Annotated in this window: 13 protein-coding genes; 4 read left to right on the top strand and 9 right to left on the bottom strand. The window is 36.6% G+C overall.

The window, feature by feature from the left end:
- Positions 1-251: 251 nt before the first annotated feature.
- A complete protein-coding gene (gene ychF, locus EGI26_RS02955; protein WP_255076234.1) occupies positions 252-1355 on the bottom strand; it encodes a redox-regulated ATPase YchF in 1104 nt (367 codons plus the stop codon).
- A 123-nt stretch (positions 1356-1478) separates the two neighbouring features.
- Between ychF and EGI26_RS02950 the strand changes: the two genes are divergently transcribed.
- The gene (locus tag EGI26_RS02950) at positions 1479-2387 is read left to right on the top strand and encodes a serine hydrolase (protein ID WP_255076233.1); all 909 of its coding nucleotides are present in this window, start codon (positions 1479-1481) and stop codon (positions 2385-2387) included.
- Between the two features lie 64 nt (positions 2388-2451).
- On the opposite strand, the gene EGI26_RS02945 is transcribed toward EGI26_RS02950, so the two are convergent.
- Together EGI26_RS02945 and EGI26_RS02940 are read right to left on the bottom strand one after the other, a co-directional pair.
- A complete protein-coding gene (locus EGI26_RS02945; RefSeq protein WP_255038051.1) occupies positions 2452-2724 on the bottom strand; it encodes an RNA-binding protein in 273 nt (90 codons plus the stop codon).
- Between the two features lie 378 nt (positions 2725-3102).
- Complete coding sequence (locus EGI26_RS02940) at positions 3103-3375, bottom strand: RNA-binding protein (RefSeq protein WP_255038050.1); 273 nt, start codon at positions 3373-3375, stop codon at positions 3103-3105.
- A 488-nt stretch (positions 3376-3863) separates the two neighbouring features.
- Here EGI26_RS02940 and EGI26_RS02935 point away from each other — a divergent pair, with 488 nt between their 5' ends.
- The 3 genes from EGI26_RS02935 (at position 3864) to EGI26_RS02925 (ending at position 8033) form a co-directional block, all read left to right on the top strand.
- A complete protein-coding gene (locus tag EGI26_RS02935) occupies positions 3864-5915 on the top strand; it encodes an OmpA family protein (protein ID WP_255076231.1) in 2052 nt (683 codons plus the stop codon).
- Positions 5916-5945: 30 nt separating this feature from the next.
- Positions 5946-6866, top strand: coding sequence for an alpha/beta hydrolase (locus EGI26_RS02930; protein WP_255076230.1), 921 nt, complete (start codon positions 5946-5948; stop codon positions 6864-6866).
- Between the two features lie 129 nt (positions 6867-6995).
- Positions 6996-8033, top strand: coding sequence for a hypothetical protein (locus tag EGI26_RS02925; RefSeq protein WP_255076228.1), 1038 nt, complete (start codon positions 6996-6998; stop codon positions 8031-8033).
- Positions 8034-8102: 69 nt separating this feature from the next.
- On the opposite strand, the gene EGI26_RS02920 is transcribed toward EGI26_RS02925, so the two are convergent.
- The 6 genes from EGI26_RS02920 to uvrA are packed head-to-tail and all read right to left on the bottom strand — an operon-like array spanning position 8103 to position 15307.
- A complete protein-coding gene (locus tag EGI26_RS02920; RefSeq protein ID WP_255076226.1) occupies positions 8103-9173 on the bottom strand; it encodes a phosphotransferase family protein in 1071 nt (356 codons plus the stop codon).
- On the bottom strand, positions 9170-10378 hold the full coding sequence (locus EGI26_RS02915) for an acyl-CoA dehydrogenase family protein (RefSeq protein WP_255076225.1): 1209 nt from the start codon (positions 10376-10378) through the stop codon (positions 9170-9172). Before EGI26_RS02915 ends, EGI26_RS02920 begins: the two co-directional genes overlap by 4 nt.
- 35 nt (positions 10379-10413) lie before the next feature.
- The gene (locus EGI26_RS02910; protein WP_255076223.1) at positions 10414-11238 is read right to left on the bottom strand and encodes an amidohydrolase; all 825 of its coding nucleotides are present in this window, start codon (positions 11236-11238) and stop codon (positions 10414-10416) included.
- An 11-nt stretch (positions 11239-11249) separates the two neighbouring features.
- A complete protein-coding gene (locus EGI26_RS02905; protein ID WP_255076222.1) occupies positions 11250-11903 on the bottom strand; it encodes a carotenoid biosynthesis protein in 654 nt (217 codons plus the stop codon).
- A complete protein-coding gene (locus EGI26_RS02900; protein WP_255076221.1) occupies positions 11893-12447 on the bottom strand; it encodes a hypothetical protein in 555 nt (184 codons plus the stop codon). Before EGI26_RS02900 ends, EGI26_RS02905 begins: the two co-directional genes overlap by 11 nt.
- A 4-nt stretch (positions 12448-12451) precedes the next feature.
- Positions 12452-15307 (bottom strand): excinuclease ABC subunit UvrA, encoded by a 2856-nt coding sequence (gene uvrA / locus EGI26_RS02895; RefSeq protein WP_255076219.1) that lies wholly within the window; start codon positions 15305-15307, stop codon positions 12452-12454.
- Positions 15308-15599: the final 292 nt, after the last annotated feature.

Raw genomic sequence — 15599 nt, 5'->3', positions numbered from 1 at the left:
GACATTTTTTTTTCTTTCAAAATTCTTGGATTTTTTTTCGACAAAACAAAAAAAGTCAAACCCGTAAGTTTGACTTTTGATATCTATTTTTATATAATTCTAAGTAATGATTTTATATACCAGATATAAGTCGCTTCAGGATTTTGAAGTCTAAAGCCTTATAACCAATCCTCTAAAAATCAATTCCTCCAATAACCAATACTAATTCTCTAGTAACCAATAGCTAATTCACCAATAACCAATAACAAAAACTACACATTAAATCTAAAGTGCATCACGTCTCCGTCTTGCACAATGTATTCTTTGCCTTCTATTCTCAAGCGACCAGCTTCTCTACAACCAGCTTCGGTTCCGTATTTTATTCTGTCGTCAAATGCTATTACCTCTGCTTTGATAAATCCTTTTTCAAAATCTGTATGTATTACACTTGCAGCTTGTGGTGCTTTCCAGCCTTTGCCTATGGTCCAAGCTCTAACTTCCTGCACACCAGCAGTGAAATAAGTGGCCAAGTTTAATAACTTATAAGCAGATCTTATTAATCTATTCAAACCTGGTTCTTCCATTTTATATTCCTCAAAAAACAAAGCCTTATCATCCGGATCCTCCATTTCGGCTATTTGGGCTTCTATGGAGTTGTTTAATACGACCAGTTCAGCACCTTCTGCGTCTGCTACTTTTTGTAAAGCTTCGGAATATTTGTTACCTGTGTGCATTGATGCTTCGTCCACGTTTGCAACATACATTGTAGGTTTAACCGTTAACAAAAACAAATCGTCAATGGCTACCATTTCTTCTTTGGTAAGGCCCATCATTCTTACGTTTTTGCCTTGTTCAAGCCAAGCTTTTACTCTTTCCAGTACGTCTAGCTCAATTTTGGCTTGGGTATCGCCACCAACTCTTGCTTGCTTCTGAGTCTTTTGTATTTTTTTATCAACACTATCCAAGTCTTTGAATTGCAGTTCTATGTCAATAATTTCCTTATCACTTACAGGATTTATTTCACCCTCTTCTCTCAAAACATTTTCGTCTTCAAAACAACGTACCACATGAATAATGGCATCCACTTCTCTGATATTTCCCAAAAATTTGTTTCCAAGACCCTCTCCACGGCTTGCACCCTTTACAAGGCCGGCAATGTCCACAATTTCTATTTGTGTAGGTACCACTTTGTTGGGTTTTACAATCTCTGAAAGTTGATCTAACCTCGTATCAGGAACGTCTACCAAACCAACGTTGGGATCAATCGTACAAAATCTGTAGTTGCTTGCCTGTGCCTTTGCACTGCTCGAAACCGCATTAAACAAGGTTGATTTTCCTACATTTGGTAATCCTACTATTCCTGCTCTAAGTGCCATATATTTTTAAATTTTCCGCAAAATTACGCCAAAACTAACGATACGCCAAACTTATATTTTTTATAACTCAGTGCTAACAAATGTTTTTCCTATTTTTAGACAAACATTCTAAATTTCTCATCAATGAAAAAACCTTTAATCATATCAATTATATTACTTTTTGGTTTTAATATTTTTTCACAAAAACTAAAAAACGACCCTAAACTCCAGAAAATATTAGAAAAAGAAACCTCGGGTTTCGGAGGTCAGATAGGTGTTTATATTGAAAATTTAAAAACAGGACAGTTTGCTGCTGTGAATGCCGACACTATTTTTCCAACGGCCAGCATGATAAAAATACCTATCATGATCGGTACTTTTTCTCATATTTTGAACCGAAAACTAAAATATGACGAGGTTTTAACTTACAAGGATTCGCTAAAATATGATAATGGTATAGTGGGCTCATTTCGTGACAGTACCAAGATTCCAGTCTCTGAACTTATATATTTGATGGAGTCGGTATCAGACAATACAGCCAGTTTATGGTTACAAGGTTTGGTGAAAGGTGAAAGAATCAATTATCTGATGGATTCCCTCGGTATGCAAAACACCCGTGTGAATTCTCGCACGCCAGGCCGAAGTGCTTTTCAGAAAACCTATGGTTGGGGACAAACTACGCCCAAAGAAATGGCAAGGCTAATGAAAATGCTCAGAAAAGGGGAGGTTTTTACACCAGATGCGTCTCATCGAATGTATAAAACTCTTGGTAATCAATATTGGGATGGCGAAGGTCTTTCGCAAATACCCGAGAATATAAAAACCGCTTATAAATCAGGTGCCGTGGACAGGTCAAAGTCCGAGGTAATGCTAGTACACGCCCCACACGGCGACTATGTTTTTTGTATGATTACCAAAAATCAGACAGATACTCAATGGAACAAAAGCAATGAAGGGTACCGAGCTGCAAGAAGCATATCTTCAGCCCTTTGGAAATATTTTGAGCCAAAATCCAAGTGGAAATTGCCTGATGGTTATGAAAAATGGCTATAGGGGTAGTTTAAGAATATAAAAAAAGCCTTCCATTGGAAGGCTTTTTTACGATGCATTAGAGCAATTAATATCTTTCTCTTCTTTGTGGTCTTTCGCCTTTTGGTTCAGCTACTTTAACTACAATGGTACGTCCGTCTAATTCTGTTTCGTTCAAAGAGCTGATTGCGTTTTTAGCCTCGCTGTCGTTCGGCATTTCAACGAAACCAAATCCTTTAGAGCGTCCTGTAAATTTGTCAAAAATAATTTTTGCTGAATCTACTGTTCCAAATTCTTCAAATGCTGCCAATAAAGTGTCATCTGATGTGTCGTAATTCAATTTTGCTACGAAAATGTTCATTTAAATAAAAATTAAAAAATTAAGAAAAAAGAGCTAAAACAACGTAGCAAAACGATAAATCAAAAAAGAAAACCATTCAGACAAACGAAGAAAAAACTCGAAATCGGGTCAAATGTATAATAAAATATTTTATTTCCAAATTTATTTTCTAATTATAAGCTTAAAAGTCTCTTTTTTTGGCCAAATCTTTATTATCTGGCTCTAGAATGAAGTTTATTTTATGAAATCATTTTAAAAATAATCTTCTAAAAGTGAATTAAATATGCTTATTTAAAGAAGAAATAAGATTCTATTTATTTTTGACCTATTGTTTTCAAAAACTGGGCATAAAAAAAAGCCTTTCCAACGAAAGGCTTTTTTTCTATCTGAAAATGAGAATTAATATCTCTCTCTTCTTTGTGGTCTGTCGCCTTTTGGCTCAGCTACTTTAACAACGATAGTACGACCGTCTAATTCTGAATCGTTCAATGCATTGATAGCGTTTCTTGCTTCTGCGTCGTTAGACATTTCAACAAATCCAAAGCCTTTAGAACGGCCTGTAAATTTGTCCATGATAACTTTTGCTGAATCAACTTCTCCGAATTCTTCGAAAGCGGCTTGTAAAGTTTCGTCAGTAGTGTCGTAATTCAATTTTGCTGCGAAAATGTTCATAATAAAAATATTAAATAAATTAAAAAAAAGAGCTAAAACAACGCAGCAAAATCAAAGTAACAAAACTGAACCCAAAATGTGCAAACGAAATAAAAACTCGAACTATTTGCAAAATTAGTTACAATTATCCTGCCAACCTAATCATTCCTCAAAATTCTTTACTGTTAACAATAATTTAACTTATTGAAAATGAATACGAAAGCCAATTTGACTGGGCTTTTAGGATTCGTTCTAGATGGACTCTCATTACAAATTTAAAAAATTACTCCTATAAGTGCTTAACCCAAGAAGTGTATCTCATAATCATTCATGAGCCTGATTTACCGAAAATTCTGGCGAATCCAATTGCTGTCTAAAAAACTCTTTTGGGTTTAAAGTAATTTTATCTTTCCTTTTTTGGTAAAAACTACGTATTTACAACAATAAAAAGCGAAAGGCGTTTTATATTTGTTTCAAATCAGAAAATAACCTTAACAAATATGTTTTCGATGCATTTTTTAAAATCTAAAACTTTTATTTTCAGATGTTCTATTCTTGCGATTCTAATATTGGATTCTTTTCTTGGACAAGCTCAGCTGAAAACCTATAAAAAAGGATTGACAAGCTTCGAAAGTGGTTTTTACGACATCGCCATTAAAGAATTTTCAAAAGTAAAAGAGATAGAAGAATCAAGGAAAGGCGAACTGAATTTTAAAATTGCAGAATCTTATAGGTTGTCAAACCGTTGGGTTGAATCTATTCCGTTTTACGAAAAAGCTTTTGAGGCAGATTTTGTAAATAATGATGCCAGTTTTAATTATGCTTATGCCCTTAAAGCCAACGAAGAGTATGACAAGGCAAAAGTCTTCTTTCAAAAATACATTGATTCAAAATCAACCAACAAAGTATTAAATGAAAGAGCCTTACGAGAACTTAATACGCTTTTGCTTATTTCTGATATAAAAACCAAAAAATCAGATTTAGAATTTAAAAACTTTTCGGCTGTCAATACAGAAAATACAGAGTTTTCAGGAATTGTTAAAGACGGTTATTTTATTTATTCGGCTTCCAGAAAAGACAAAACCTATTCTAATGGGCTTCCTTTTCTCGGAATATATCAGTCCAAAGTGTCTGATGATTTTAGTTCGGTTGGTCCAGCAGAGTCTTTTAGTAAGAATATTCTTGACCCAGACAGAAATGAGGGTACACCAACATTTTCGCCAGATGGAAAAATCATGATATTTGCCAGAGGGAATTCTGGAAAGCGAAAAGACATCTCGCCTGACGTGGATTTATACATGAGCAGGTTCGTTCTGAATGACGGTTGGACAGAGCCTAAACTTGTTTCTGCTTCAGATTCTTCAGCATGGGACGGTTCTCCAGCGTTTTCGAGAGATGGAAAAACTATTTATTTTAGTTCCAACAGGGCAGGAGGTAGTGGTGGATTAGACATTTATCGTGTAAATATGGATGCCAGCGGACGTTTTGGTAATCCTGCTAATATGGGCAAGGCCATAAATACAGCTGGTGATGAAATGTTTCCTTTTGTGTCGGCAGATGGGAGGCTATTTTTTGCCTCTGATGGTCACCCGGGCCTTGGTAAATTAGATATTTTTATGGCCATAAGGTCAGGCGGAAAAACATCTGTTGAAAATCTGGGCATACCGTACAATAGTTCTATGGATGACTTTGGGTATTCTTTGGACGATGCTGGAAATATATTTTTTACGTCTAATAGAGCTGGTGGAAAAGGAAACGATGACATTTACTATTATTTGGCTCCACCAAAACCTGTAAATGAAGTTGTGAAAGTGGATAATCCCAACAATCCCAATAACTCGAATAATTCCAATGGTAATGATCCGAATAATCCCAATACTAAGTCTCAAAAAATAGCGAATTATTACCTTGAAGGTATTGTGAAAGGCGATAGGCAGATATTGGATTCGGCTTTGGTGAAAATTTATAAGTTAGACGGTGGAGTAGAAACAGACTTTGCAGAAGTATTTACTACGAAAGGTAAGTTTGGTCCGATAAAAATGGAAGAAGACGAAGATTATGTAATTTTAGTTGAAAAAGCTGCCTATTTAACAAAAAGAGAGGGTTTCTCTATGTTTGGAAGAAGTATCCCTTATCCTTTACTAAAAAAGGCCGTTACGGATACTACTTTTCAGACTGAAATTAATCTAGAAAAGTTGTTTGTAGGAAAAACATTCAGACTGGAAAATATCTATTATGACCTTGATAAATTTGATATCAGAGCAGATGCCGCAGTAGAATTGGACAAACTAGTGCAAGTTTTAAAAGACAATCCACTAATTAAAATTGAACTGGGCTCGCATACAGATACACGTGGGTCTGATTTGTACAACAACAGGCTTTCACAACGTCGTGCAGAGTCGGTTATTAGTTACTTGGCCATAAAGGGTATTTCGAAAGAACGATTAACCGCAAAAGGTTATGGTGAAACAGAACTGATTATTCAAGAAGCTAAAAACGAAGAAGAACATCAGGTAAACCGCCGTACGGAGTTTAAGGTGTTGGAAATATCCCAAGAGTAAAATAAATTGTAATATTCAACCCCTTAAAAAATGAGAAGAAAACTATTTGTACTGATGTTATTAAGCCAGTCTATATTTGCTCAGCACACGGTTGTGTCGCTATATGACGGTCCAAGTCCAGGTCTAAAACCTGAGGCAATATCAAAAAAAGAAAATGTAGTCAAAGAAAAAGATGGCATTACGAGAATAAATGACATTACTGTACCGACCCTCACAGTTATAAAGCCTAAAAAGAAGACTTCTGATGCCTCTGTAATTATATGTCCAGGTGGAGGATATGCAATATTGGCTTGGGATCATGAAGGTACTAGCATAGGTGAATGGTTTGCGAGTAAGGGCATCACTGCTTTTGTTTTGAAATACCGATTACCCCAAGACGAGATTTTTGAAAATGCGGAAATCAGACCTTTGCAAGATGCCCAACAAGCTTTAAGATATATCAGAAAAAATGTCGATAGTTATGGTTTAAGTGCCAGTAAAGTGGGTATTATGGGTTTTTCAGCTGGTGGCCATTTGGCTGCCACTACTTCCACTCATTTTTATACACAAGTAGGAGAAGTTAAAAATCCTGAAATAAGTGTAAGGCCAGATTTTTCCATTTTGCTTTATCCAGTGATTTCTTTTTCTGATAAAATAACGCACCAAGGGTCAAGGGATAATTTGGTCGGCAAAAATCCGAGCATAGAAAAAATAGAATTGTATTCTAACGAGCTGCAGGTAAAAAGGGATACTCCACCAGCATTTTTAGTGCACGCTTTTGATGATTGGGTACATGTTGACAACAGTTTAAATTACTATAAGGCACTCCGGAAAAATGGAGTTGCCTCAGAAATGCACCTATATGATAGAGGAGGCCATGGATTCTCTATGAAGAAAACCAACAAAGGGCCTGTGGCGAGTTGGCCTGTCAGGCTTGAGGAATGGATGCGATTAAATGGATTTATGAATTAAAGGTCTTATTTTTGATAGATTTTTGATTTAGAAGGGGTTCACCATTTAATAAAAAATGAAATCAAAGCTTTTAAATGTGTTTCTTTAAAAGTAATTTTATAACAGGATTTAGAAATAAATAAAATATATATGAAAAAAGTAATACTGTCAATCGGCCTAGGACTAATTGTTAGCTCTGTTTCAGCTCAGGTGGTTAACTCTACAAAAATTCACATCAGCGAAGGAGCTTTGGTTAGTTTTGGTACAGATGTTACCAACTCTGGTGAAATCACTAACAACGGAAAGGTTCATTTAAGAGGAGACCTGAAAAACAACGCAAAGTTGGTTTCGAAAGGTGAAGTAGTGGTTGATGGTTCAACACCACAAACCATTTCAGGTACTCAAGTGGCAGAAATGTCCAAAGTGGCTGTTGAGAATGATATAAATCTTCAAACTCCTGTTTCAGTGTCTGAAGAAGTTTCTTTCAGAAAAGGCATTGTTTCAAGCAGCAATGGGTCAGCCTTGGAATTGGGAGATAATGCTACTCATAACGGTGCAAGTGATTTGTCTCACGTTTCGGGTTCTGTGAAGAAAACTGGTAACAGCTCTTTTGAGTTCCCTGTAGGTGATGGCACTAGTCTTAAAAGTTTTCAAGCTAATAAGATGTCGGGTAATACCTTGGAGGCACAATATATAGCAAGAAATCCCCTTGATGTTGCTTCTGAGTTGGATTACGACGTGGAGGAAATCAATCAAACTGAATATTGGGTATTGAAATCAAACGATAACAACACTGTTGACGTAAAGTTGAATGATAACTCTGATGTTGCCTATCTTAAAGGTGGAGTTTGGGTAAAGGATAATAAAAGAATGGCGGTTTCGAGTGCCAACAAAGAGGGTGCATTGTTCACCACTGGAAAAGGCAGAGCCATCACCAAAGAAATAGGTGTTTGGCCAAATCCGACTCAGGGTGAGTTTAATCTTAAACTAACTGGAATGAGGGACACTGATAATATCTCTGTTGATATCACCAATCAAGATGGTAGAGTGGTTATGAAAATGGATGGTACTGTAAAACAACTTAGAAAAGCTTATACGCTGCCACAAGGTATGGTTACAACTAACCTTACTGTGAGAGTAATCAATGGCACAGAGGCAATGACACAAAATTTGATATTGAACAGATAAGAATTAAGTGGTTAATTATATTTTGAAAAGGGGCTTTTTAGCCCCTTTTTTTATACCTTTCTGCTAGTATCAAAGCATTTTGGTCTCTAAAATAGACCGATACGATTTATGCATAAGAGCCTTTACACCTTCAATCAGATTGGCAAATCTGAGGTCTTGGGTCAGCCCATTTTTATATCGGGCATATATTTGTTGAATAATAACGGCATTTTTGAATAAACCAAAAACATAAAAATATAGAATATTGGATAAGTCTACATCAGGATTAATTTTCTGGTAATGAGCAACATATTCTTCTCTTGTGAAATTGCCAGGCAACCAACTTAAGTTAAAGTTTTTCTCAAAATCTCCATCTCCAGCTTCGCACCAGTAGGATAGGGAAGTGCCAATATCCATTCTAGGATCACCAATGGTTGCCATTTCCCAATCCAAAATTCCCAATATTTTTTGATTTTCTAAATCAAATACCACATTATCGTACTTAAAGTCGTTGTGAAGTAGTGTCGGTTTTATTTCGTTGGGTGTATTTTCACTGAGCCAATGGAAGACCAATTGTTCAGTTTCTAGTTCGTCTGTTTTCGCATTCAAATATCGTTCGTGCCAACCCTTAACTTGTCGACTGATGTATCCATCTGGTTTTCCTATATTTGCTAGAGGTGTATTTTCTATTTTTATTTTGTGTAATTCGGCCTGCGTTTTGCATATTTCTTGAGAAAGCTTGGACATTAAATCAGAATTTAAATATTCTTTTTGTCGTTTAAATTCAGAATTTCTAAGAATTGTACCTTCCAATTTATCCATCAAATAAAATTCACTCCCAAGAATGGATTCATCTGCCGTGTAGAATATTGGTTTCGGTACTTGGTTAAATCCAGCATTTGTCAGACTCTCTAATATTTCGAATTCTCGACGCATGTTGTGTCCACCTTTGATGGCTTTTGCACCTTTGGGTGGTTTACGTAAAACATAACTTTTCTCTTGGGTTTGAATTAAATAAGTTAAGTTGGAGTATCCACCAGGAAATTGTTTAATACCAGTTATTTTGCCAAAATCCTTGATATTTTGGTTTAAAAAAAACTCTAATGAAGATTCGTCAATTTCTTCTCCTGTTCTTATTTCCTTGGCTTCGTCTGAAATCATAGGGAGAGTGGATTGAAGTTTTTGAGAATATTTTTTGCCAAGGCAGACTTATGCACCTCATCCGCTCCATCATATATCCGCGATGCTCGCTCATGTGCATACCAATACGACAATACAACGTCGTTGGTCATTCCTAAGCCGCCGTGTACTTGTATGGCTCTGTCTACTACTCTCAACATCATGTTTGCTGTATGAAATTTGATGGCTGAAATCTCATCACGACAAGCAGAAGCTCCAAATTCGTCTATATTTTTGGCAGTATTAAGTACTAAAAGTCTTGTAGAATCTATTTCAGCCTTAGATTCGGCAATAAAGCCATGTATAAATTGCTGATGGCCGAGCGTTTTATCATCAGCTATTTTTCTTTTGAGGGCATATTGACACATGAGGTCAAAACTGCGTTGTGCGATGCCGATAAACCGCATACAATGGTGTATTCTTCCAGGTCCAAGGCGTTCTTGAGCGAGTTTGAAACCACTTCCTTCTTCGCCAACAAGATTGCTTTGTGGCACTTTAACATTATTGTATTTTACCTCAGCATGACTAGCCCAACCATCGCCTGAGTGACCCATAATGGGGATATTTCGGATAAACTCATAACCAGATGTGTCGAGTGGCACTATTATTTGGCTAGCTCTTTGGTGAGGTGCAGCATCTGGATTGGTAACCGCCATTACTACGGCAAAAGCCGCTCCGTCTGCTGAGGAAGTAAACCATTTATGTCCGTTAATTATGTAATCTGAGCCAGCTTTTACTGCTGTTGTTCCCATCATTACGGGATTTGAACCTGCAAATTCGGGCTCTGTCATGCTAAAACAACTTCTTATTTTGCCTTCCTGCAGTGGTTTTAAGTATTTGTCTTTGAGTTCTTTAGAGGCATATTTGTGCAATAATTCGGTATTGCCAATATCTGGAGCTTGGGTGTTAAATACAAAATGACCAAACGGTGAATAAGCCAAAACTTCGGAAATTTGTCCAAATTCACATAGTGAAAGGCCCAATCCGCCCTCTTGTTCTGAAAGATGTAAGCCGAAAAGGCCTTCTTTTTTTACTAATTCTCGTTTTTCTAATAGCAAAGGTTCTATTTTTGAGAAAAGTTCGTTAAGATTCTTTGGGGTTTCTAATTCGTAAAGATTTTCCTTAACAAAGCGTTTTATTTTTGGTAAAAGCTCTTTGATTTTAGCTGTTTCGAATATATTATTCATGGTTTTGTTTTGATGATGATTATATTATTCTTGTTTTACAACCCATAAAACCTCACTGCGTTTTCTCCAAATATTTTGTCTTGCTCGGTAAGGCTTAACTTTTCAAAATAGCTCTTAACAATTTCTAATTGTTCCTCATATTCTGCGGCCACTAGGCAAACTGGCCAGTCAGATCCATAGACAAGTCTGTCAATTCCAAAGCTATTTAAAGCTACATCTAGGTAAATGTAAAAGTCCTCTTTTTTCCAATTTTTCCAATCGGCTTCCGTGATCATTCCTGAAATTTTGCAATAGACATTTGGCATTTCACCAAGTTTCTGCATATAGTTGCCCCACTGACTTATTTTTTTCTCTTTTATATAGGGTTTAGCCAGATGATCAATAATGAATTTGTTGTCGGGGCATTGTTTAATCAAATGTTTGGCGTCCTTCAGCTGCGTTGGATAAATCAGGATGTCGTATGTGAAGTCATGTTTGGCCAATTCTTGAACTCCTGAGATGAAATCAGGATTTTGAATAAATCCAACTGGCTCTCCTTGCACAATATGTCTGAAACCTTTGATTTTAGGGTATTTTGAGTAGGCTTCAAGGTTGGATTGTAATTTTTTTGAGAACAAATCAGTCCAGCCCACTACTCCTTTAATGAAGTCATTCTGCTCAGCCAAGGAATTGAAAAAGATGGTTTCATCCTCCGTTTGATTCACTTGGACCAAAACGCATCCATCAATTTGATTATTGTCTAATATTGGCTTTAAGTCTGCCGGTAAGAAATCTTTTTGGATTTTAGACATGCTGCTGTCTATCCAAGCGTAATTTTCGGGATCATACTTCCAAAAATGCTGGTGAGCGTCTATTTTCATATTTAAGGTGTTTAACCTTGTAAATATATCAAAAATCTGAGGACTCCAAAGAATATTATTTGAAAGATGAAAAGAGCAATAGCGAGCGGATTACTTTTTGTGAATTTTAGTTTGAAAAAAGCGAAAAGCAATACAAATGCCACGATGAACCAAGCAATATAGTTTTGCAAAGGTGGCGTGCCGTAAGTCCAAGTCCACATGTTTTGAGATATGGCTACAGGTTCTGCTATGTAGTCAAATACAGTTAAAACTATTGCTCCAAGGGCGGTTTTTAGGAAGATATTTGAACTTTCTTTCGTTATTTTTTCAATAAAAATGCCTGCACAGAAAACCATTAAAAACCAATTTATACCAATCATAGGCGGTACATCCAAGATTTTAAAACCCAAAGTGGATTGGTATTCATAAGCCCCGAATATCATTTGAGTTTTTACACCCAAAACCTCGATCAAATAACCAACCGAAACGGCTAAAATTACAAACTTCCAGAAGGCAGTATTTCTGTTTTCTTGGGTAAGAATCAAGAATACAAATGAAGATAATAGATGAAAAGGCGTTAAAAACTGAAAGAAAGTTTGTGTTGAGGAAAAACTAAGTCCGATAATGCCCGCCAAATACATTGAAGCTTGCAAATATATGATGGCTCGGGTATTTTTAATTTGCATAAAACTGATTTACTAAAGCTTGGCAATATTTATCCATATCAAATATCTTGTCGAATTCTACATAAAGTAAGTCAAACTCAGGATTGGTAGCTAGAAATGAATTGGGTTCAAGCGTTTCATTATTAGATACTTTAATAAAACTCACAGGATTTAGGTTTGTTAGAATTTTTTCAAATAAAATCGTTTCTTTTTCGAGATTTAATAATTTTAATGATTGGTAGAATGATAAAACCAAATGTTGGTCATACCAAAATAGCCTAAAAATCCCTCGTTTTGCAAAGTGTTTTTGGAGTTTTTCTGCTAAAAAGCATATAAAATATAATTGATTAACTTCTGGGTTTTCTCTTGCCACATCCCTATAAAACCGTTTTACTGCTTCTTTTGGCTCAAGTTCTTTACTGGGTTTTGAAAGTTGGACAGCTGGTAATTCCAAAAGATTCAGAAATCCTTTTTCCGAAGGCTTTTTTGTTTTTTTGTTAGAAATAATCAAACGCCAAGCCAATACCAACAACAGAATGAGTTTGAAAACCAAAGGCGTTTTCATGAATTTACATCAGTTTTTCCTTTAGGAAATCCGCAGTGTAATTACCTTCAATTTTCACCATCTCTTCCGGTGTGCCCTCAAAGCAGACATAACCGCCTGCATCGCCTCCTTCTGGACCAAGATCAATTATCCAGTCGGAACTTTTGATAACTTCCATATTGTGCTCAATTATGATGACGCTGTCACCTTGGTCAACCAATGCGTTCATGGCTTTGAGCAATTTTTTGATATCATGAAAGTGCAAACCTGTGGTGGGTTCATCAAAAATGAAGAGCGTTTTGCCTTTGTCAGCATTGCCTTTTCCAAGAAAAAATGCCAGCTTAACCCTTTGGGCTTCTCCACCCGAAAGTGTATTGGAAGCTTGACCAAGCTTAATATAGCCCAAGCCCACATCTTGCAGTGGCTGGATTTTATCTGCGATTTTGGCCTGAGAATTTCTAAAAAAATCCACGGCTTCGTCAACTGTCATGTCCAATATTTCGGCAATGTCTTTTTCATGATATTTGACTTCCAATACTTCTTTTTTGAACCTTCGGCCTTGGCAACTTTCGCAAGTGAGTTTAACGTCTGCCATAAACTGCATTTCTATCGTCTGGTGTCCTTCACCTTGGCATGCTTCGCATCTGCCACCTTCTACGTTAAATGAGAAATGGGCAGGTTTGTAGTCACGAGTTTTGGAAAGTGGCTGTTCGGCCATCAAGGCCCGCAAAGTATCGTAAGCTTTGATATAAGTGACTGGATTTGAGCGGCTTGATTTTCCGATAGGATTCTGGTCTACCATTTCTATCTGTGTAATTCTGCTCAGACTTCCCGTAATTTCACTGTATTTGCCCACATCATCACCAAATTCTCCCTTGAGTTTGGCCAAGGCTGGATAAAGAATTTTCCTAATCAAAGTGGATTTTCCTGAACCACTTACGCCTGTAACTACCGCCAAAACACCCAAAGGGATTTTGACATCTACATTCTTCAAATTGTTTTCGGTAGCTCCATTGAGCGATATAAAATCCAAGAATTTTCTTCTGTGTTTTGGAATTTCTATTTTATCGATTCCGCTCAAAAAGTTCAAAGTGTGGCTGTCAGATTTTTCGACTTTTTGGCCATTCCAAGCTCCTTGAAACACCAAATGCCCTCCCAAATTTCCAGCATCTGGGCCAATGTCGATGATTTCGTCAGAGGCTTTCATTACTTCTTCTTCATGCTCTACCACGATAACTGTGTTACCCAAAGCCTTCAACGATTCCAGCACACTTACCAATCTTTGCGTATCTCTTGGGTGAAGACCAATGCTTGGCTCATCCAAAATATACATGGAACCCACTAACGAACTCCCCAAGGAGGTCGCAAGTCTAATTCTTTGTGTTTCACCACCCGAAAGTGAATTGGCCAATCTATTGAGCGTCAGGTATCCCAAGCCAACCCTTTGCATGAAGTCGAGACGGTTGTTGATTTCTATCAGAATTCTTTTGCCTACTTTTTGCTCGTAGTCGGTTACTTCTAGGTTTTTAAAAAACTCCGAAACTCCAGAAATTGGCAAAAGAACCAAGTCTATGATAGATTTACCCCCAATTTTTACGTAAGAAGCATCTTTTCTGAGCCTAGAACCTCTACAGTCTGGACAAGTGGTGCGACCTCTGTATCTCGAAAGCATCACACGGTATTGTATTTTATAGGTTTGTTCTTCAAGAAACTTAAAGAAATCGTCCAAGCCCATAAAGTGTTCGTTACCAGTCCACAGTAAACGATATTGTTCTTCTGTAAGGTCTTTTACTGCTCTATGGATTGGGAAGTCAAACTGAATACCTTTTCTTACTAAGGGCATCAAATATTCATTCATTTTTTCACTTCTCCAAGGAGCTATGGCACCTTCAAATATAGAAAGGTTTTTGTCAGGAAAAACCAGTTCAGGATCCAAACCCAAAACATTTCCGAAACCTTCGCAACGTTTACATGCTCCATAAGGATTGTTGAAGGTAAAAAGGTTGACAGAAGGTTCTTCAAACTGTATTCCGTCTAACTCAAACCTATCCGTAAATGATTTGGAATTTTTTCCATCTTCAGCTATAATCTGAACTTCGCAATCTCCCTCACCTTCAAAAAACGCCGTTTGAACAGAGTCTGAAATTCTGTATTGGGTGTCTTCTTCGGGGTTATTATTTTCATCAAAATGAATAACTGCTCTATCTATCAGTATTTTAACGTCCGATGGTTTTACTTTTTTCTTATCAGCCAACTCCAAGAAATCTTCAATCAACACCACTTCGTCTTTTACCATTATTCTGGTAAATCCTTTTTTGAGATGAAGTGAGAGTTCTTCCAAAACATCACGATTTTCCTTGGTTTTAAGCGGACTAAGTATGATTACTTTTGTGTTTTCGGGATATGAAAACGAGAAATTTACTACATCAGAAACACTGTCTTTTTTTACTGGAAGGCCACTTTTAGGCGAATAAGTAACACCGATTCTTGCGAAAAGCAGTTTGAAATAATCATAAATCTCAGTAGTTGTTCCAACGGTGGATCTTGGATTTTTAGAACCAACTTTTTGTTCGATGGCTATGGCGGGCGAAATTCCTTTGATATAGTCCACCTCAGGTTTTTCCATTCTGCCCAAAAACTGCCTGGCGTAGGAACTCAAACTTTCCACATACATTCTTTGGCCTTCGGCATAAAGAGTGTCAAACGCCAATGAAGATTTTCCGCTGCCCGAAAGCCCCGTAATAACCGTTAAAGTATTCCTTTTTATTGCTACACTAACATTTTTGAGGTTGTTTACACGAGCACCTTTTATGATAATGTACTGTTTTGGGTCGAGAGAATCAATATCTTTAATATCTACTGCAGAATCGCTTTTTTTCATTTGGCAAAAATAATGGGTTTTCGAGGAAAATACCTGCTTGAGTTTGATAATATTCTTAGCAAAAAGGCTATTTCGCTATAAAAATGTATTGGTAAAATTAAATCTAGAGTTAATATTTTAAGATTTTAACTTGCCAGAACATCAAAAGTTTAAATAATAATTTGCTCAATATTCAGACATCTTATCGACACGGAAGATTTATATGGATTCTTTATAATTGTAGGAATCTAATATTTGTTTGCCCTTTTCGGCTGCGAAACTTATTATTTTGTCGAACAAAAAACTGGTTTTG

The organism is Lacihabitans sp. CCS-44, assembly GCF_024343735.1.
Taxonomy (GTDB): Bacteria; Bacteroidota; Bacteroidia; order Cytophagales; family Spirosomataceae; genus Leadbetterella.
The sequence above is the reverse complement of the archived record's forward strand: the minus strand, read 5'-3'. Positions and strand labels throughout refer to the sequence as shown.